Genomic DNA, 20,204 nt, shown 5'->3' with positions numbered 1-20,204 from the left:
TACCTCTCGTTTGTCAGGGGTTCACCGGCTATTTAGTGGTGATCACCGCCGATCAGCTCGGGAATTGACATCCCTTAGACGCAAATTCGCAGGTGGTTACCAGATTGACTCATGGTTCAGGGGGCATAAGATTGATTCTGCGCCTGGAGAGTTGCTGCCCAATTGCATGATGCGTGAATGCGTCGGGGAGTGCGGCACCTTTAGGTAGACCTGATCTTTTGTCACACGACCCCCAGGCTGGTACTACATGGATTTGACGCTTATCGTCGTCCTTGTCATTTCATTGGCGTTGTTCTTCGACTTCACCAATGGTTTCCATGACACTGCTAATGCGATGGCCACCCCCATCGCCACCGGGGCCATCACCCCGAAAAAAGCGGTGCTTCTCGCCGCAATTTTGAACCTCGTCGGTGCGTTCTTGTCCACCGAAGTGGCCAAGACTATTTCCGGCGGCATTATCAACGAGGATGCCGCGACCGGGGTGAGTATTACCCCGGATATGATCTTCGCGGGCCTCATGGGCGCCGTCATTTGGAATGTGCTGACCTGGTTGCTGGGTCTTCCCTCCAGCTCCTCGCACGCCCTGTTCGGCGGCCTGGTCGGTGCGGCCATCGTCGGCGCCGGCTTTGGCGCCGTGGACTACGGCGTCTTGCTGTCCAAAGTGCTGCTGCCCGCACTGTGCGCCCCGGTCATTGCCGGTGTTTCGGCCTACCTGTGCACCAAGCTTGCCTACTCGATTACCCGCCGTCAGTCCGGTAGCTCCCCGAAGCGTGGCGGATTCCGCTACGGCCAGATCTTCTCCTCCTCGCTGGTGGCGCTGGCGCACGGTACCAACGATGCGCAGAAGACCATGGGTGTTATCACCCTGACCCTGGTGGCCTCTGGCCTGCAGGAAGCAAACACCGGCCCGCACATGTGGGTTATTGCCAGCTGTGCCCTGGCTATCGCACTGGGTACCTACACCGGTGGCTGGCGCATCATCCGCACCATGGGCTCCGGCCTGACGGACGTGAAGCCCGCACAGGGTTTCTCTGCCGAGGTGTCCACGGCTTCTGCAATCCTCGCCTCCTCGCACTTGGGCTTCGCCCTGTCCACCACTCAGGTGGCCTCCGGTTCCGTGATCGGTTCGGGGCTGGGCCGTAAGGGCGCCGAAGTGCGTTGGGGAACCGCCGGACGTATCGCATTGGGTTGGCTGTTCACGCTGCCGGCCGCAGCGATTGTTGGCGGCGTTGCCGCAGCGTTGGCCCACCTAGGAACCATCGGTGTCGTAGCCGTTGCTGTTCTGGGTGTAGGCGTACTGGTGGTCTTCTGGGTGCTGTCTCGCCGTGAGGTGGTTGGCCACGAGAACGCCATGAGCGATATCGATAACTCGGGTGCCGCGGTCAACATTTTGTCGAAGAAGGAACGCCGCAAGCGCGAGCGGGCCGCACGCAAGGCCGCCGAAAAGGAACAGAAGGCCGCCAAGCAGGCGAAACAACCAGCGGCGGTGTCGTCCGAGACGTCCGGTGAGACCGAATCTGGCACTGATTCGACGCAGGGCACCGAGAAGGGACAGAAGAAATGATCGATTGGGCAGCCTTTGGCATCGTTGCCGTTGTCACCTGGGTCTCGGCCATGTGCATCGTCGCAGCATACTCGTTCGCCGTGCGTCTTCTGGCCGTTGCGCGCGATGGTGGCTCGACCGCCATGCTCAACAAGATCGGCGCAGTTTTCTTCTTTGCCGTGTGCGGGTTGATCGTGTTGTTCGGCATCGTGTTGATCGTTCCAGTGCTGAGTGAGAACATTCTCGGCTTTAGCTGACCGGCCTGTGAGCTAAGGCATACACTGGTGCCATGACGAGCTTCAAATACTTTGTGACAGCCTCTCTCGACGGATTGATTGCCGATCGAGAGGGGCTGTCTTTGTGGTCTTCGGAGCCGGAGGTTGAAGAGCAGGTCGCGGACACCTACCGCGCGTTTGCCCAAGGAATTGGGGCCGTTGTCATCGGCGGCAAGGCCTATGCGGGGATCGCCCGCGAGGTGGCCGAAGGTAGTCGAAGCTGGCCCTTTGGGCGCCTGCCGGTTTGGGTTTTTACCCACCACGAACTGCCTACCGTTGCCGTTGCCGACCTGACCTTCATCAGGGGTAGCGAAAGTTTCTGGCATGACGACATTGCAAGCAGTGCCGGAGCCAAGGACGTGTGGGTCTTTGGCGGTTCCGATATCGCCGGTGCACTGCTCGATGCCGGGGTGCTTGATGAAATTTGGGTGCTGACCTATCCGGTGTTGCTCGGTTCGGGGCACCCGCTGATCGGTCGAAACGTCAAGGCGCGGGTGCGGCTGCTAGAGGCCGAGCAACTATCCCACGGCATGCGTCTGGCTGGTTACAGCATCGAGCGTGCCTGACCGGAGCCGGGTTGTGGCGAAAATTTCGCCGTTTCGGAAGTGAAAATGTCTACTCAGCCCACTAGGCTGGCAGGTGTGAGCGAAACAACCACGACGCACGAATCGTCGGACAAACGACTGCTGATCATCGACGGCCACTCCATGGCATTCCGCGCCTTCTATGCGCTGCCGGCCGAAAACTTTGCGACGAGCACCGGGCAACACACCAACGCCGTGCACGGTTTCGTCTCGATGCTGCTGACGATGCTCCGGCAACAGAAGCCCACCCACGTGGCGGTGGCCTTCGACCTCGATACTCCGACGTTCCGGTCGACCGAGTATGGCGAGTACAAGGGTGGGCGTAATAAGACCCCCGAGGAGTTTTACGGTCAGATCGACCTGATCCAGCAGGTCATGAAGGCGATGAATATTCCGTGCATCTCGCTTGATGGCTACGAGGCGGACGATATTCTGGCCACGCTCTCCAAGCAGGGCGAAGCCGCCGGCTTTGAGGTGTTGGTGGTCTCCGGGGATCGCGATGCTTTCCAGCTGATCACCGACAAGACTCTGGTGCTCTACCCGAAGAAGGGTATTAGCGACATCCCGCCGATGGACGCCGAAGCGATCGAGGCCAAATACCTTGTACGCCCGGAACGTTATTCGGATCTGGCCGCGCTGGTTGGCGAATCGGCCGATAACCTGCCCGGCGTGCCGGGCGTTGGCCCGAAGACGGCCGCCAAGTGGCTGAACCTCTACGGTGACCTCGATGGTGTGCTGGAGAATATTGACTCGATCAAGGGCAAGGTCGGCGAAAGCCTCCGCGAGCATGTCGAGAGCGTGAAGCGTAACCGTCGACTGAACCAACTACTTGGCGATCTCGAGCTGCCGGTGACGCTGGACGATACCGAACTCGGTACGCCGAATCGCGAAGAGATCGAGAATCTTTTCGACGCGTTGGAATTCAACACCCTGCGTAAACGACTCTTCGACCACTTTGCGGCAGCGGAAGAAGAGACACAGGTGGAGGTCGCGGAAATCAATGAGATTTCCGTGGCCAGTGTCGCGGAGCTCAAAGAGCTCCTATCCGCTGGCAAAGATCAGCGCATTACCGTACACCTCGCGGTGGTTGGTGGTGAGCTGGTTGGTCTGGCTCTCTTCCGGGAATTGGATGGATGCTGGCTCGAACTTGGGGCGTTGGATGAACCGCGCCGTGCCGTGCTCTCCGAGTTCCTAGCCGATGAGAATCAGCCTAAGGTGCTCCATGACTCCAAGGCCGCGATGCACCTGTTGCACCAGCACGGCCTGACACTGGCCGGCATTGCCGACGACACGCTGATCAGCGCCTACCTGATCCAACCGGATCGCCGGAGCCACGAGCTTGCCGATCTGGTGCAGTACCATCTGGGCTACGCGCTGGCGAAGCCTCCGGCACCGAAGGCCGGTGAACTCGACCTGCAGCTGAGCGGTGATTTGGCCGAGCCAACTCTGCGTCAGGCCCAGGCGGTGCACGACCTTTCGGCGTACCTGGACACCGAAATGGCGCAGAAGCACGCCGACGCATTGGCCCGCGACATGGAATTGCCACTGATTCCGGTGCTCTTCGACATGGAGCAAGCTGGTGTGGCCGTGAGCCGCGAACGCCTGCTGGAGCTGCGCGAGCACTTCACGACCCTGGTCGAGCGTGCCACGGCTGGAGCCTATGCGGCGATCGGCCATGAGGTTAACCTCTCGAGCCCCAAGCAGCTGCAGGTGGTGCTGTTCGAAGAGTTGCAGTTGCCGAAGACCAAGAAGATCAAAACCGGGTACACCACCGACGCCGAATCCTTGCAGGACTTGTTGATCAGCACCGAACATCCGTTCCTGGTGGCGCTGATGGAGTACCGCGACGCCAGCAAGCTACGTCAGACGGTGGATGGTCTGCTGAAGTTCGTCACCCAAGACGGACGGATTCACACCACCTACGCACAGACCGTAGCGGCCACCGGCCGACTCTCCAGCCTGAACCCGAACTTGCAGAACATCCCGATTCGCTCCGAGCAGGGCCGACGCATTCGCGATGTGTTCGTCGTCGGCGAAGGCTACGAAACCCTACTGACCGTGGACTACTCGCAGATCGAAATGCGTATCATGGCGCACCTATCCGGTGACGAGGGTCTGATCGAGGCCTACCAGAACGGCGAGGATCTGCACCGCTATGTCGGCTCGCGCGTCTTTGACGTCGCTCCGGAAGATGTCACCTCGGAGATGCGCTCGAAGGTCAAGGCGATGAGCTACGGCTTGGCCTACGGGTTGAGTTCCTTCGGCTTGTCCAAGCAGCTTAAAATTTCCGTCGACGAAGCGCGCACGCTGATGAAGGACTACTTTGATCGATTCGGTGCCGTGCGCACCTATCTACGTTCCGTGGTGGAGCAGGCACGTCGTGATGGCTACACGGAAACGATCTTCGGGCGTCGTCGCTACTTGCCAGAGCTGAACAGTTCGGACCGTAACCTGCGTCAGATCGCTGAACGCGCCGCGCTGAACGCGCCGATTCAGGGCTCCGCGGCCGATCTGGTGAAGATCGCCATGCTCAATGTCGACCGGCGGCTTCGCGAAGGAAAGTTCTCCTCGCGGATGCTGCTCCAGGTCCATGACGAACTCGTCGTGGAAATCGCCCCGGGCGAATTGGACGCGGTGACCGAGCTGGTGACCTATGAGATGGAGCATGCCGCGCAACTTCGGGTACCGCTTGACGTGCAGCCCGGTACCGGTGCCACCTGGCACGATGCGGCCCACTAAGGAGAAATAGATGAGCGTTTCCGAAGAGTTCGAAACCCAGGTGCGCCGCGCCGATGACCCAAGTTCAGATACGGCCGGTGTTGTCGAACAGTTCCAGCGTGCCACCGCTATCGGATTCCATGAGGCGGTGACCGAGGCCGCAGGCCGCGAGGTTTTCTTAAAGATCGCCCGTGCTCAGCGTCTGCTGATGCGGATGGTATTTGACCGCTCGGCGTCGCCCGAGAGTCGGCATGCCGAAGATCCGGTGCTGACCTACGCCGGATTCGGTGGACGACTAAATGCCGGGGGAGCGAACCCGGTACCGGTGCATAAGATCACGGCCGTCACCGTGAGTCCGGCCTACCGCCGCAAGGGATTGCTTTCGCAGCAGATCGCTGCCGATCTGCGGGAGGCTGCCGAGCAGTACCCGTTGGCGGTACTGACTGCCAGCGAGGCGGGGATTTATGGACGGTTCGGCTTTGGCGCGGCCAGCTACCGGGCCGCCTTTACCGTGCACTGCCGACAGGGTCTGGAACTACGTTTCCCCGTGCCTGGTCGCGTGGAAGAAGTCACCGGCCAGCGGATGGACGGCGCCTTTCAGGAGTTGGCCGAACGGACCCTGCATAGCAGTTTCGGTGCCGTGGATGCCGCTCCCTTCGACGAGGGATACCTGCTGGGGCAGTGGGACGGATGGGATACCCTCACCGAGCCGAAGAACTTACGCTGGGCCGCCTATCGGGATGAGCACCAACAAATCACTGGGATGGTGTGCTACAAGTACGCCGATCATCAGGGCGCCGACACCATGCAGATCCGCGGCCTAGTGGCGAGCACAGCACAAGCACGGGTCGCCTTGCTGCAGCATCTGGCCAACCACGACCTGATCGAACAAATCCGCGGCTCGGGCCCGGTGCACGAACCCTTGCGGCTTCAGCTACGCGACGAGCGCCAATACACCGTGCGGTCGCTGGAGGACTCGTTGTGGTTGCGCGTGCTCAACCCGGTGGCCGCGCTCACGGCACGCGGATACGTCAACGACGGACGCTTGCTTGTAAACGTCGCCGACCGTTTAGGCATTGCGGAAGGAATCTATCTGCTCGAAGTCACCAGCGGCCAGCCAACGGTCTGCCGCGTTGCCGCCGAGGAATATGGCGAGCTGCCGATGCTCAGCCTTGATGTGGCGGAACTGGGCAGGTTGTATCTGGGCCAGTGGTCGATCGGGGATCTGCTCGAGGCGGGTGCCGCGACATGGCGCACCGGGGCCGATGAATCGAGCGCACGGCGGATTTTCGAGGCGCACAGCACGCCGTATACGCCGTTCGAATTCTAGCGGCGGGATGTGTCGAGAATTACCCCGAGAATGTCTCGGGGCGATCCGACTTGACTTTGACCGCGCGCAGTGGTGCGCGTAGGATGGATAAGTGTGCCGTGGCTTTGCCATGCACGCCCCTAAGCAGTACACACCTCGAAATTCCGGGACTTCCGGGGTTTCGACTGACCATAAACTATCCACATCGGAGTCCCTACTACATGACCATCACCTCGAACGAGAACAACAGCGCACCTGTCGTTGCCATCAACGACATTGGAACTGCTGAGGACTTCTTGGCCGCCGTCGATGCCACCATCAAGTACTTCAACGATGGTGACCTCGTCGAAGGCACCGTCGTCAAGGTTGACCACGACGAGGTCCTGCTCGACATCGGTTACAAGACCGAAGGTGTCATCCCTTCCCGCGAGCTTTCCATCAAGCACGACGTTGATCCGGGCGAAGTTGTCACCGTTGGTGACAACGTCGAAGCCCTCGTGCTGACCAAGGAAGACAAGGAAGGCCGTCTGATCTTGTCCAAGAAGCGTGCTCAGTACGAGCGTGCTTGGGGCGATATCGAAAAGATCAAGGAAGAGGACGGCGTCGTTACCGGTACCGTCATCGAGGTTGTCAAGGGTGGCCTCATCCTGGACATCGGCCTGCGCGGCTTCCTGCCGGCATCGCTGGTCGAGATGCGTCGCGTACGCGATCTGGCCCCTTACATCGGCCAGGAGATCGAAGCCAAGATCATCGAGCTGGACAAGAACCGCAACAACGTTGTGCTGTCCCGCCGTGCATGGCTCGAGCAGACCCAGTCCGAGGTTCGTTCGACCTTCCTCAACAAGCTGGAGAAGGGCCAGGTTCGCCCGGGCGTCGTCTCCTCCATCGTCAACTTCGGTGCCTTCGTGGACCTGGGTGGCGTGGACGGTCTGGTCCACGTTTCCGAGCTGTCCTGGAAGCACATCGACCACCCGTCCGAGGTTGTCGAGGTTGGCCAGGAAGTCACCGTCGAGGTTCTCGAGGTCGACCTGGACCGCGAGCGCGTCTCGCTGTCGCTGAAGGCTACCCAGGAAGATCCATGGCAGACCTTCGCCCGCACCCACGCCCTGGGCCAGGTTGTGCCGGGTAAGGTCACCAAGCTGGTTCCGTTCGGTGCGTTCGTGCGCGTCGAGGACGGCATCGAGGGTCTGGTTCACATCTCCGAGCTGGCTGTGCGCCACGTCGAGCTGGCCGAGCAGGTTGTCTCCGTGGGCGACGAGCTGTTCGTCAAGGTCATCGACATCGACCTGGAGCGCCGCCGCATCTCGCTGTCGCTCAAGCAGGCTAACGAGGGCGTTGACCCAGAGGGCACCGAGTTCGACCCGGCGCTGTACGGCATGGCTGCCGAGTACGACGAAGAGGGCAACTACAAGTACCCAGAGGGCTTCGACCCGGAGTCCAACGAGTGGCTCGAGGGCTTCGAGACCCAGCGCGCTGCTTGGGAGGCACAGTACGCTGCCGCTCAGGAGCGTTGGGAAGCTCACAAGAAGCAGGTTGCCGCTGCTGTTGCAGCCGACGCTGCTGCCGAGCCGGTAGCCGCCGAAGCCGCACCGGCTTCGTACTCCTCGGAGGCTCCAGCCACCGACGCAGGCACCCTGGCTTCGGATGAAGCACTGGCTGCCCTGCGTGAGAAGCTGACCGGCAACTAATTGTTGACCGCTCACTCTCGTTGAGCATCGCCGAAAGGCCCAACCCGTCGCGGGTTGGGCCTTTCGTTTATTCCGTGGACGGTGATCGTCCGGTGCCGTCGGCCGTAGCGCCGGGGTCGACGGTCACGATGGGAGGCGCCTCGGGTGCTCGAGGCTCGGTTGCGGAAAGCTCGAATGCTCGCTGGTTGATCCGGTTGCGACGTGGCTTTTGCTCCGGATCTTGGTAGCGCGGCAGGATGACCATCGGCAGCCCGTGGTTGGGCAAGGCAGTAATCAGCCCGGCGTGGATATCCATATGGTGTGTTTTGCAGACGCACATTCCGTTCGCGACCGAGGTCGGGCCACCACGCGACCACCACTGAATATGGTGGATTTCGCACAATTCCACCGGCACGGTGCAGCCAGGCACCACGCACCCTCGGTCTCGTGCCTTGATTGCCCGTCTCATGGCGCGCGGGAACTGCCTGCCGGCGCGCCCAATATCCAACACTTCGCCGCGGGACCCGAGCACCAGCGGGATGATTTGTGCCTTCGCTAGCACCTGCCGGAGTTCGGCGGCCGTCAGATTCAAGCCATGTTCGGTGACACCGGCCGAATCCGCCAAGCCAAGTAGCTCGTCGAGTTTCAAATGCACGATGACGGTGGGTCTCACTAGCGCCGAAGGGGCTGGCGATTCGACCGGTGACGTTGCGGGGGCCAGGGGCGACACATCGTCTGGATTGGAAGTCTCAGCGGTGCCGTCCGCCAGATCTTGCTCGCCTTCGGCGCAGTGGAGTGCAGTGCCGGCCGAAAGCTTGCGAAGATCAAACTGGAGCAGATTCAGCAGAGCCTTGAGCCGGCGTTGACCAACACTTGGCTCACGCATGGGCTTCCAGAGCCCGAGGTTGGCTTCGGCCGGAGTGAGGAAATCGGGGTACTCGCTCGGTGCCGCAGCGGTGCCGTCCGGTACCGGTTGGCGGCTTGCGCTACCTGCCTTGGTCCGCGGGTTGTCGGCCTGAACGATGAGCGACTCGAGAACCTCGGCGTCGCTGGCCTGAACCAGAAGCTCGTAGTGCTGCAGACCATGTTTTTCGCCGCGGCGGAAGAGCCCGGCCTCGACGCTCGGATCTTGGGTGAGGCGTTGGGTGCGTGCCGCCTTGAAGAGTTTGTTCAGTTCGCTCGTGCGGGTGCGCAGATCCGGTTCGTCGAGTAGTTCGTCGGCGGCCTTCTCGACGAGTTTGCCGCTCGTTGTCAGCGCCGTAGCGCCCGGGAGCTCGCTTTCGTCGGCCGAACGGGTTTCGAGCTTGGCGAGCCGGCGGGCGAGGTTGAGGGCCTGTTGCGGCGGGTAGGTTTTGTCGTGGAAACGTTGCGCAATGCGGGTAAATTGCGGTCCGCACGGGTTTGCGTGCATATCGAACTGGCCGATGACGTAGTGGGCGTCGTCGATGCGCCGTTGGGCTGCGAAACCGTCGATGGTGAGCCAAGCGCTCAATAACGCGGCGGGATCCTTGCACGTTGCTCGGCCCGTGCAACGCCGTGGCGGCTGCCGAAGTTCCGGAAGGGTGCCGCGCTGTTCACAGGCGCGCAGTTCCTCGAGTTCGTCGGCCTCCAAGGTGTGCGCCTGGGTGCTTTCCACGAGGTGGGCAGACTGAATCTGAAGCCGCGTGCTGCTGTGGTGCAGCGATTCGGCGAGGCCGGCCAGCAGCAGCGCGGTGCGTGGATCGTCGACCGGCAAGGTACTGAGCGTTTGTCCAATGTCCACCGCCAGACGTGCCAGGCGCAGTTGGTCCTCGGCTTCGAGCCGCCCGGGGGTTGCAAGAACCTGCCCGAGCAGCTCGATTGCTTCGGTGCACGTGCGCTGCTGCATGAGCCAAGTACACCGCACAAACTAGCTGGATCCCGTAGACGGTGGGCGCACTGTGGATAAGCGCGGGGGAGGTGCGCTGAAAACGGTGTGGTTAGCGTCGGCGGGTTGAAAGGGTGAGGGTGAACTTCTCGTTACGTGCCAGCTGCTGGGTGGGACCGACTCGCCGGGAGAGCTCGGCGCGATAGCGCAGATGCGAGTTGTAGACGCAGATCAGTCGGCCACCGTCACGCAGCACACGGGCCGCGTCGTCGATAAGTTTCAACGCAATGCCCGCGTGCACCGTATTGCCCATATGGAACGGGGGATTCAGGGTGATCAGTGAGGCCGACGCGTCGGGCCATGAGCTCAGCGCGTCGTCCTGCCGCGCCTCGATCCGCGCCGCAAGACCGTTGGCCGCGGCACCGGCCCGGGTGGCGTGCACCGCGGCCGCCGAATGATCGCTGGCGGTGACTTCCAGCCCCGGGTAGCGCAGCGCGGCGACGATACCGATGCTGCCGTTGCCGCACGCCAGATCCAACAGCCGGGGTTCGTCGTCCAAGTCCGGTAGGTGTTCGAGCAGTAGCCGGGTGCCCGGGTCGAGTCGGGCCTGCCCAAAGGTCTGCGCCCCGGCGATCAGGGTGAACTGCGTGTCGCCGACCCGGTGGGTGCGGCGCTGCGGATACTGCGGCTCGGGAAGTGCGCTGCGTGGGGTTCGGCAGCTGAGCACCCGGGACTTCTGACGAGCCAGCGAGACGTCCACGCGCTCGAACATCGTGGCCAAGACCTCGTTCATGCTCAGGTTCATATGTTTAATGCGCCCGCCCGCGTGCACCACCACCTCGGCCGAAGCCAGCGAGGCAATCAGGTGTGCGTATTCCTGCAGGACATCCAGACCACGGGGCAAGGGGAGCAGCACGAGTTCGGCGCCGCGCACCGTATCCTCCGGGTCCCGGAAGTCCACACGCGTCAGCCAGTCGGGTCGCAGCCGCTCAAGGTTTGCCGCGATGGAGCGGCGTGCGGTGAGCGCATCGGTGTGCACCACCACTCGCTTGGCCCCGGCCTCCAAGGCGCCAAGGGTGAGGGCACCGTAATGGTCCCCGAGCACCGCCACGGTGTCCGGCCACTGGTGCACCGTATCGAGGATGAGCCGGTCGGCGGCGTCGACGGCATGCAGGTTCTCGGCTTCGACGTCGGGCCAACGGCGTAGCGAATCGAGCACAGAGGTCACGGTAGGTCCACCCATCGTTGATCGAGATAGTTCAAGGTGCCGGTCCCGGCGGTCAGTGAGGCGATATGGGTTTCCAACGTCTCCTTGCGCCCGGGCTCGTCGGCGATGGCCAGCATGAGCTGCGCGCTCTCGGGATGCCAGGTGGTCTCGCCCACCTGGAAGCCAGCGGCGCGTAACTCGTTTTCGTAGCGCGGTGCCTGCGCGTGCGTGGTGTCCAGCGTGTAACGATGCATGCGCTGAACTCGCAAGAGCTGCGCCTGTTCCAACGCTTGGGAGACCGAATCCGAATAGGCGCGAACCAGCCCGCCGGCGCCGAGCTTGATACCGCCGAAGTAGCGCACGCAGACCGCGACGATATCCGATAGGTCGGTGCCCTGCCCGGTGTCGCGTTTGGTCAGCGCCTCCAGCATCGGGATGCCAGCGGTCCCCGAGGGTTCGCCGTCATCGCTGGAACGTTGCACCATGCGGTCCGCGCCGAGTACGAATGCACTGCAGTGGTGCCGGGCGTCGAAGTAACTTTTGCGCAGTTCGGCAACCAGTTCGCGCGCGGCTGGTTCGTCGCTCACCCGGCGCAGGTAGGTGATGAACCGCGAACGTTTGATCTCCACCTCGTGGAGAACATCCGTGGCGATCGTTGTATAGCGGCTGGCCGCCGGGTTTTCGCTACTCACCTAACCAGTTTAGTAGTCTTGGGGACATGATCCATGTGGGACTGACCGGAGGCATCGCCTCGGGGAAATCGACGGTAGCGCAGCGCCTGGTTGAACTGGGGGCGGTGTTGATCGACGCCGACGCCATTGCCCGGGCCGTGGTGTTGCCCGGCACGCCCGGACTCGCGGCGATTTGCGAACGCTTCGGCGAGAAGGTGTTAGGGCCCGATGGTTCGTTGGACCGGCCGGCGCTGGGAAGCCTCGTGTTTGCCGACCCGCAGGCCCGCGAGGCGTTGAATGCGATCGTGCATCCGCTGGTGAGGGCGGAGGCGACTCGGCAACGTGAGGCCGCGCTCGCCGCTGAGGTCGTGGTGGAAGACATACCCTTGTTGGTGGAAACCGGACAGGCCGAACGTTTCGATAGCGTGTGGGTCGTCGTGGCGCCGCGTGAACTACGGATTGCGCGGATGCTTGAGCATCGGGCGATGACCCGTCAGGAGGCCGAAGCTCGAATCGACGCGCAGGCCTCCGACGAGCAGCGTGCCGCGGTTGCCGACGTGCTGTTGCAGAACGACGGGAGCCTTGAGTCCCTGCGTGATCAGGTGGACGCGAACTTCCAGGTGCTGGTGAGCGCATGAAACTAACTCTGAGTATTTCGCGATGGGCGATGTTTGGCTGTTTTGCCGTGTCGCTGGTGATCTGGCTCGGCTTTGGTGCACGTGACGAGTTCGGGGCTAGCGAGGGGCCCTATTCGGCGCGCGTTTACGTGGCTGGGTGGCTGGCGCTGGCCGGTGTGCTCAGCGCAACGGTGCTGGCCGTGACGTTCTATGCGCGCTTTATTACTCGGGCCGCCACTCGTGCCGCGACCCGTCAACTCCGGCGTCGACGGTAGGGCAGCAACGAACCCCAGAGGACCGGCGACGAAAAACACCTGAGGCCACGGTGGTAGCTGGCTAGGAACGGTACGACTTGGGGGATGGCGTGGTTATGCTGGAACCATGAGTCTTGCGCAACCGATTAAGCGTGTCGTCGCCCCGTTCGAGGTCATCAGCGAATATGAGCCGGCCGGTGATCAGCCGCAGGCCATTGCCGAACTAGCCGAACGGCTTAACGCCGGTGAAAAGGACATCGTCTTGCTCGGTGCCACGGGTACCGGTAAGTCGGCCACCACCGCGTGGCTCGTCGAAAAGGTCCAGCGTCCGACGCTCGTGCTGGTGCAGAACAAGACCCTAGCCGCCCAGCTGGCCAATGAGTTCCGCGAGCTTATGCCCAATAATGCGGTGGAGTATTTCGTTTCCTATTACGACTACTACCAGCCCGAAGCCTATGTGCCGCAGACCGATACCTTTATCGAGAAGGATTCCTCGATTAACGAGGAAGTTGAACGCCTGCGCCACTCGGCAACGAACTCCCTGTTGACGCGCCGCGACACCATCGTGGTTGCCACGGTTTCTTGTATTTACGGTCTGGGTACCCCGGAAGAGTATGTGGCAGGGATGGTGACCGTCGCGAAGGGCATGGAGCTCAACCGCGATGATATGTTGCGCCAATTCGTGGCCATGCAGTACACCCGCAACGACATGGACTTCCACCGGGGAACTTTCCGGGTACGGGGCGATACGGTCGAGATCATCCCCATGTACGAGGAACAGGCGTTGCGCATCGAGTTCTTTGGCGATGAGATCGAGGCCATCTACACCCTGCACCCGGTGACCGGTGAAGTGATCCGCGAAGAAAACGAAATGTATATCTTCCCGGCCAGCCACTATGTCGCCGGCGCCGAACGCATGGGCAAGGCGATCAAGAGCATTGAAAATGAGTTGGGGGAGCGCCTGCGCGAACTCGAATCGCAAAATAAGCTCGTCGAGGCCCAACGGTTGCGCATGCGCACCACCTATGACCTGGAAATGATGGAGCAGATGGGCTTCTGCAATGGCATCGAGAACTACTCGCGCCATATTGACGGCCGCGAGGCCGGCAGCGCCCCACACTGTTTGCTGGACTTCTTCCCGGACGATTTTCTGCTGGTGATCGACGAGTCGCACGTCACCGTGCCACAGATCGGTGCGATGTATGAGGGCGATATGTCCCGTAAACGCACCCTGGTAGAGCATGGGTTCCGGCTTCCCTCGGCGATGGATAACCGCCCGCTGAAGTGGGATGAGTTCTTGGAACGCATCGGGCAGACGGTCTATCTCTCCGCGACCCCGGGCAAGTACGAACTGGGCAAGTCCGACGGTTACGTCGAGCAGATTATCCGCCCAACCGGATTGATCGATCCGGAGATCATCGTCAAACCCACCAAGGGTCAGATCGATGATTTGCTGGATGAGATCCGTAGCCGCGTGGCGCGCGACGAGCGTGTTCTGGTGACCACGTTGACCAAGCGTATGGCCGAGGATCTTACCGACTATTTGACCGAACATCAGGTGCGTGTGCAGTACCTTCACTCGGATGTGGACACGATCCGCCGTGTGGAGCTTTTGCGCGAACTGCGTATGGGTTCCTTCGATGTGCTGGTCGGTATTAACCTGTTGCGCGAGGGTTTGGATTTGCCAGAGGTCTCCCTGGTGGCGATCCTCGACGCCGATAAGCAGGGATTCTTGCGTTCGGCGACGTCGTTGATTCAGACCATTGGCCGTGCTGCACGTAACGTCTCTGGCCAAGTCATCATGTATGCCGACAAGATCACCGACGCCATGGATCAGGCCATCGAGGAAACCAACCGACGTCGAGCGATCCAGCGTGCCCACAACGAAAAGCACGGCATCGACCCGCAACCCTTGCGTAAACGGATCGCCGACATCACCGACCAGTTGGCGCGAGAAGACGCCGACACTCAGGAACTGCTGAACAATAATCGTTTGGCGAAGAACGCCAAGCGTAGCTCGGCATCATCGACCATCCGCAAGGACGGGCTTGCCGCGGCCCCGGCCGAGGACCTGTTGACACAGATCGAGCAGATGACCGAGCAAATGCACGCGGCAGCAGCGGAGCTGCAGTTCGAACTCGCGGCCCGGTTGCGCGACGAGGTGGCCGAGCTGAAGAAAGAACTGCGCCAGATGACGGATGCGGGCCACGCGTAGCGCGACGTAAATATTCCGCTGAGGGTGGGCGTGGGCAGGGCGATGAGCTTTGCCCACGCCCATTTTTATTTCGAGGACTAGTAGGGCCGCGGAGCAATCTGGGGTCGGAACGGCTGCTGTGCCCAGCCCCGCTGTGCCTTTTATGCCGGCGTGGAGCTGCGGTCGATGCCCATGTGCTCTCTTGCGGTGCTCGCCGAGGCACGTCCGCACTCTAGCCACACACGAGGGCAATTGCTCGGATTCAGCAGTCTAGGGGCGGTAGTTTAACCTAAAAATTTTGGTTGCCTCTTGCTCAGTGCAACTATGTGCAAACTCGCCAAAATATTAATGTTTCCATCTTTTTGATTATTTCTGCCCAGTGATAGCGCTGCTAATTAGCCAGCGTAATTATCCAAGAGTTAACGAAAAGTATTGACCCTTGTGACCCAAGTTGCATAGTGTCGGCGGTGAAGTTGCCACTACACAGGTGCTTCACAGTAATTTGCATCCTGCACGTTGAGTCGGCTTCCACCCCGAGATGCGTGCAGTGGAGAAGATGGAGAATAGAATGACGAGCAAGTTTGCGCAGGTCCGTAAGAAGTGGCTACGAGCTTCGACGGCGACGGCGGCTGCAGCGACGCTGGTTGTTGGCGGTGGCCTAGCGGCTGCCCCGGCAGGCAATGCCGCCGGCGAGCACGACGGGCATGGCGGCGGCGATGCATGTGAGTTCTTCCTAGAGCATATGTGGGCCAACGAGGATGGCATTCCCGCTCTCGGAAGCTTCGCTCACATCAACGAGTACCACACGGATCCGGCCTACGAGAACCTGGTCCTGTCGCTGGCCAGTGGTGCTATCGGCAACTCCGAAATGCCAATCATCGATATCTACGGTGGGCCACTCGGTTGGATTCCCGTCTTTAATCCTTCCCACGTCAAGGGGCATAACACCGACTATGTCACGCTACTGACCTCGTGCGGAGGAATCGGCATTCCGCTCGACAGCAACGACCTGACGACCTTGAATGTGCCTTCCGCCGAGGAGCTCGCGGATCTCTCGGACCTGATCATCCCCGGCCTGCCCTCCCCGGAAATGATTACCGATCCCGAATACCTGTGGAAGACCACGGACGCCTCGGCCATTTTGCAGCGCGTCACTCCTGAGACGCTGACCAATATGGAGGAGTACAAGAACTTCGCCGGTGATCACTTCGACACGTGGCGACTGCTGTGGGAAACCGCCTTGGAAGATGTCTCCAACGGCAACCCCACTGGCATCCTTGAGATTCTAAAGATCACCGACAATATCAATACTCTCGAGTCGCTGTCCTCCGTGGTCGGAGACGACACCACCGACGGGCTGCTCGGCGGCGACCTGGTTGGCGGCCTGCTCGGTGGCGATGCCCTGGGTGGTCTACTGGGCGGTGGATCGACCGACGATCTGCTGAGCCTCGATGCAGTCACTCAATTGCTGGGTGAGGAAGGCCTGTCGGAGCTGCTAAATGCCGACCAGCTCTCCGGCCTGCTGTCTTTGATCAACCAGATCGAAAGCCCCGATGCCTCGGCGCAGAGCGAATTTACGGTCTTGCTTGAGGGCGCTGCCGACGCTTCGGGTAAGGGTCAGTGCCAGGGCACCCTGAGTGAGAACACCTTCTCGATTTCCTGCCTGTATGCGGGTATGGACTCGGCCGTGACCTCGGCTTCGATCGACACCGGCGATGGTGAGTTGGAGCTAGCCGTGAGCGGTAACACCAGTGGTGGCGCCGCGGGTTCCTACGAGCTCACTGCCGAGCAGGTTGCGGCGCTGAAGTCCGGCAAGTTCACGGTCAACGTGCACACCACCAGCTCGTCCGCTGCGGCGATCAGCGGGGCCGTGAAGCCTTGCTAGTCAGCGTGGAAACTCGGTAATACCCAGTAAGTTCATTGGGTTCTACCTGTGGGGCGCGATCCGGAATCCTCCGGTCGCGCCCCATGCTTTTGTCGAAACCCTGCTGGTTAGTCAGCCGATGTGGTCGCGCTGTCATGTACTAGACAGGCGCAGGTCGCCGTGCGGTACACTGGATTATCGTGCGTAGGGGAGTATCCCTAAAGCGCTGTGAACGTCAACACGTGGCTCAACGACGAGGCACCGGGCGCAGCGGCCGTGGAATTAGACCACGGTGGAGAGACTTGCGGATCATTGCCAACCCTTTAGTACGAAAGGCGGTCGTCCGTGGGTCATACCGGACTGACGCTCCAATTCGAAATCATTTCTCTTGCGGTTCTCTGCCTGATTCTGCTGGCCGACTTGCTCTATGTCGTCAAGCGCCCGCATGAGCCATCCATGAAGGAAGCTGGCCTATTCGTCGGCTTCTATATCGCTCTCGCGATAGCCTTCGGTGCGCTGCTTTGGTGGCAGGCGGGCCCAGATATCGGCCAGGAATTCTACGCTGGCTGGGTCACCGAATACTCGCTATCCATTGATAACCTCTTTGTCTTTATCATCATCATGACCCGCTTTGCGGTGCCGCGAAAGTATCAGCAAGAGGTGCTGATGTTCGGCATCATCATCGCGCTGATTCTCCGTGCGATTTTCATTCTGCTGGGCGCTGCCGTGATCGAGCACTTCTCGTGGGTGTTCTACATCTTCGGTGCCTTCCTGCTGTGGACAGCATGGCATCAGTTGAAGGATGAGGACGACGAAGATGAGGAAAGCGGCCTGGTCAAAAAGCTGACCGCCAAATTGCCGGTCTCTAAGGACTACGACGGCGCCAAGTTGCGCACCGTTGTTGATGGCAAGAAGCTGTTCACCCCGATGGTCATGGTCTTCATTACCATCGGCATGACCGACCTGCTCTTCGCGGTGGACTCGATTCCGGCGATCTTCGGCCTTACCCAGTACGCGTTCATCGTGTTTACTGCGAACATCTTCGCGCTAATGGGTCTGCGGCAGTTGTACTTCCTGCTCGGCGGCCTCATGAACCGACTCGTGTTCTTGAAGCACGCACTTTCCTTCATCCTCGCGTTCATCGGCGTGAAGCTGGTCTTCCACGCAATGCATGAGAACGAACTGCCGTTTATTAATGGCGGCCATGGGATCGAGTGGGCTCCGGTTATTCCGACCAACATATCGCTGCTGGTCATTCTGGGCACCATCGTGGTGGCAACCATTCTCTCGCTGTGGACCCCGTGGGGTCGTCGCGCGGCGGAGAAGGCCGCGACCCATGCGATTGAGCCGGAGAAAAATGGCGCAAACGACGGGCACTAACCCCTAACCGTTGCGGTAGCTTAGGCGGCCCGAACGTTCACCACGTTGAACGTTCGGGCCGCCTTTGTGTTTTCTCACAGTAATTTGCATAGCTAGGCTATGTATTTTGCGTTATAGTTGAAACATGCCAACTAAACGATCGGGCGTCTCGTCCGTTACCGACGACACCGCCGAGAGAGTATCCCGTGTTGCCGGGTCTATTTCCCGCTACCTCGGCCGCATCGTGGGAGACGGACGCTCGGTTTCCGCCTGGCGCGTGCTGGGCACGCTGGCCACGTCGGGGCCACGCCGGATCGGCGACCTTGCCACCGATGAACGCATCGCGCAACCCACAATGACCTCGCTGATTTCTCGGCTCGAGGCCGAGGGGCTTGTGCGCAAGGTGCCTGATGATCATGATCGTCGCGCCCTCCTTGCCGAGCTCACCGAACGTGGGCATGAAGAGGTTTTGGCCTACCGGCACCGTGCCGCGGCCGCCCTCGATTTCGCCATGGATGGGCTCTCGGCCGAAGAATTTGACCTACTGGCCCGAAGCGCCGGAATCCTTGAGCACGTGGCCGGTCGTTTACAAGAGCATGCTTTGAGCGAGAAAAACTACGCAACCGGAAAATGAGTACTAACGAATGAGTGACACGACGCAGAAGCAGCCATCGCTGCTTAAACAGCCGAGTTCCGTGTGGGCAATTGCCTTTGCCTGCATGGTCTCCTTCATGGGAATTGGCTTGGTCGACCCAATCTTGCCCGCTATCAGCCGGGCCCTTGAGGCATCCCAGTCGCAGACCATGTTGCTTTTTACCAGCTACCTGTTCATCACCGGGTTGGCCATGTTCTTCACCAGCTGGGTCTCCGGCCACATTGGCGTCAAGAAGACGCTCGTGGTGGGACTCGTGCTGATCGTAGTCTTCGCCGCGCTGGCTGGAGCCAGTGCAGATGTGAATCAGATCCTCGGGTTCCGTGCCGGCTGGGGACTGGGTAACGCGCTGTTCCTTTCCACGGCGCTGGCGGCAATCGTCGGGGCCGCCAGCGGCGGCAGCCGGCAGGCCATCGTGCTTTACGAAGCAGCGCTGGGCATTGGCATGGCCGTCGGACCGCTTCTCGGCGGTGCCCTAGGAACCTTGTCGTGGCGTGGCCCGTTCTTCGGCACGGCCGCATTGATGGCCATCGCCCTCATCGCTATTGTGGCCTTCTTGAGATTGCCCAAGGACGCACCGGCCCCGGCCAAGATTTCGATCACCGCAAGTTTCCGCGCCCTGCGTAACCCGGCGCTGTTGGCCTTGTCGATTACCGCCCTGTTCTACAACTTCGGATTCTTCGTGTTGCTGGCCTACACCCCGTTCCCGCTAGAAGCTGCGGCTAAGGCGATGGGCATGGACTTCGGGGCCACCGAACTGGGCTTCGTCTTCTTTGGCTGGGGTTTGGCGCTGGCAATTACCTCGGTCATTGTTGCACCACCGGCCACCCGCCGCTTCGGCCTGCGTCCGGTGCTCTTCACGATGCTTGCGGCCTTGGCTATTCTGCTGGGCTTGATGGCGATCTTCCATGCGCAGCTCGTCGCGCTGATCGTGCTCGTGGTTATCGCCGGACTGGTTCTGGGCATCATGAATACGGCGTTGACCGAAGCAGTGATGGAGGCCACCGACTTGCCACGTAACGTGGCCAGTAGCACCTACTCGGGCGTGCGTTTTCTCGGTGGTGCGGTGGCGCCAGCCGTGGCAGGCCCACTGGCCACGGCGGCTGGGGCCGCAGCCCCTTACTGGCTAGGCGCCGGGGCCGTCGTTGTGGCGATCGTGGTTCTGATCTTGGCGGGACACAAACTTAGCCATATCGGTACCGCGCATGAGACGCGTGAAGAAGTCGTGCAGGATGTTCTCGTGGGTGACGCGTAGCCGCGGTCCAGCTTGAAATCGGGCCGGCAGGCACCTTCCAATAGGGTGCCTGCCGGCCCTTTCCATACCCCGAGACATCAGTGACTAATGGTTTGGTGTTCCGGGCTGCCTGCTGACAGGTCGCCGGTGGACGCCGAACGGACTGAAGGCTTTAAATATCGCCGGATCTTAGCCTAAAGCGCAATGAAA

The 20,204-nt window shown here is 61.0% G+C and carries 16 protein-coding genes; 13 read left to right on the top strand and 3 right to left on the bottom strand.

The window, feature by feature from the left end:
- Window positions 1-247: 247 nt before the first annotated feature.
- From ACYU0X_RS10375 to rpsA, 6 genes are all read left to right on the top strand, one after another.
- Window positions 248-1,564 carry an inorganic phosphate transporter gene (locus tag ACYU0X_RS10375; RefSeq protein WP_418906864.1) on the top strand — a complete coding sequence of 439 codons (1,317 nt, stop codon included), beginning with the start codon at window positions 248-250 and terminating at the stop codon, window positions 1,562-1,564.
- Window positions 1,561-1,800 (top strand): hypothetical protein, encoded by a 240-nt coding sequence (locus tag ACYU0X_RS10370; RefSeq protein ID WP_418906863.1) that lies wholly within the window; start codon window positions 1,561-1,563, stop codon window positions 1,798-1,800. Before ACYU0X_RS10375 ends, ACYU0X_RS10370 begins: the two co-directional genes overlap by 4 nt.
- 32 nt (window positions 1,801-1,832) lie before the next feature.
- On the top strand, window positions 1,833-2,384 hold the full coding sequence (locus ACYU0X_RS10365; RefSeq protein WP_418906862.1) for a dihydrofolate reductase family protein: 552 nt from the start codon (window positions 1,833-1,835) through the stop codon (window positions 2,382-2,384).
- 75 nt (window positions 2,385-2,459) lie between these two features.
- The gene (gene polA, locus ACYU0X_RS10360; RefSeq protein ID WP_461900586.1) at window positions 2,460-5,141 is read left to right on the top strand and encodes a DNA polymerase I; all 2,682 of its coding nucleotides are present in this window, start codon (window positions 2,460-2,462) and stop codon (window positions 5,139-5,141) included.
- Between the two features lie 10 nt (window positions 5,142-5,151).
- The gene (locus ACYU0X_RS10355) at window positions 5,152-6,450 is read left to right on the top strand and encodes a GNAT family N-acetyltransferase (protein WP_418906860.1); all 1,299 of its coding nucleotides are present in this window, start codon (window positions 5,152-5,154) and stop codon (window positions 6,448-6,450) included.
- A 200-nt stretch (window positions 6,451-6,650) separates the two neighbouring features.
- Window positions 6,651-8,117: a 30S ribosomal protein S1 gene (gene rpsA, locus ACYU0X_RS10350; RefSeq protein WP_309406726.1), complete on the top strand. Its 1,467-nt coding sequence runs from the start codon at window positions 6,651-6,653 to the stop codon at window positions 8,115-8,117.
- 67 nt (window positions 8,118-8,184) lie between these two features.
- On the opposite strand, the gene ACYU0X_RS10345 is transcribed toward rpsA, so the two are convergent.
- From ACYU0X_RS10345 to ACYU0X_RS10335, 3 genes are all read right to left on the bottom strand, one after another.
- Window positions 8,185-9,963, bottom strand: a complete 1,779-nt coding sequence (locus ACYU0X_RS10345; RefSeq protein WP_461900583.1) for a DUF222 domain-containing protein — start codon at window positions 9,961-9,963, stop codon at window positions 8,185-8,187.
- A gap of 91 nt (window positions 9,964-10,054) precedes the next feature.
- The gene (locus tag ACYU0X_RS10340; protein WP_461900581.1) at window positions 10,055-11,170 is read right to left on the bottom strand and encodes a class I SAM-dependent methyltransferase; all 1,116 of its coding nucleotides are present in this window, start codon (window positions 11,168-11,170) and stop codon (window positions 10,055-10,057) included.
- Entirely contained in the window at window positions 11,167-11,841 is a 675-nt protein-coding gene (locus tag ACYU0X_RS10335) for a YigZ family protein (protein ID WP_461900579.1), read from the bottom strand. The genes ACYU0X_RS10340 and ACYU0X_RS10335 overlap by 4 nt, the downstream gene beginning before the upstream one ends.
- 26 nt (window positions 11,842-11,867) lie before the next feature.
- On the opposite strand from ACYU0X_RS10335, the gene coaE reads away from it, so the two are divergent.
- From coaE to ACYU0X_RS10300, 7 genes are all read left to right on the top strand, one after another.
- The gene (gene coaE, locus ACYU0X_RS10330; RefSeq protein WP_418906856.1) at window positions 11,868-12,458 is read left to right on the top strand and encodes a dephospho-CoA kinase; all 591 of its coding nucleotides are present in this window, start codon (window positions 11,868-11,870) and stop codon (window positions 12,456-12,458) included.
- The gene (locus tag ACYU0X_RS10325; RefSeq protein ID WP_418906855.1) at window positions 12,455-12,712 is read left to right on the top strand and encodes a hypothetical protein; all 258 of its coding nucleotides are present in this window, start codon (window positions 12,455-12,457) and stop codon (window positions 12,710-12,712) included. The genes coaE and ACYU0X_RS10325 overlap by 4 nt, the downstream gene beginning before the upstream one ends.
- Window positions 12,713-12,818: 106 nt before the next feature.
- Window positions 12,819-14,906: an excinuclease ABC subunit UvrB gene (gene uvrB / locus ACYU0X_RS10320; RefSeq protein WP_461900577.1), complete on the top strand. Its 2,088-nt coding sequence runs from the start codon at window positions 12,819-12,821 to the stop codon at window positions 14,904-14,906.
- Between the two features lie 547 nt (window positions 14,907-15,453).
- Window positions 15,454-16,770, top strand: a complete 1,317-nt coding sequence (locus ACYU0X_RS10315; RefSeq protein ID WP_461900576.1) for a CHRD domain-containing protein — start codon at window positions 15,454-15,456, stop codon at window positions 16,768-16,770.
- A 324-nt stretch (window positions 16,771-17,094) separates the two neighbouring features.
- Entirely contained in the window at window positions 17,095-18,129 is a 1,035-nt protein-coding gene (locus tag ACYU0X_RS10310) for a TerC/Alx family metal homeostasis membrane protein (protein WP_461900574.1), read from the top strand.
- Between the two features lie 124 nt (window positions 18,130-18,253).
- Entirely contained in the window at window positions 18,254-18,742 is a 489-nt protein-coding gene (locus tag ACYU0X_RS10305; RefSeq protein ID WP_418906851.1) for a MarR family winged helix-turn-helix transcriptional regulator, read from the top strand.
- A 10-nt stretch (window positions 18,743-18,752) separates the two neighbouring features.
- Window positions 18,753-20,015 carry an MFS transporter gene (locus ACYU0X_RS10300; RefSeq protein ID WP_418906850.1) on the top strand — a complete coding sequence of 421 codons (1,263 nt, stop codon included), beginning with the start codon at window positions 18,753-18,755 and terminating at the stop codon, window positions 20,013-20,015.
- The last annotated feature ends 189 nt before the right edge of the window (window positions 20,016-20,204 follow it).

The sequence above is a fragment of the Glutamicibacter sp. X7 genome, assembly GCF_054889245.1.
The sequence above is the reverse complement of the archived record's forward strand: the minus strand, read 5'-3'. Positions and strand labels throughout refer to the sequence as shown.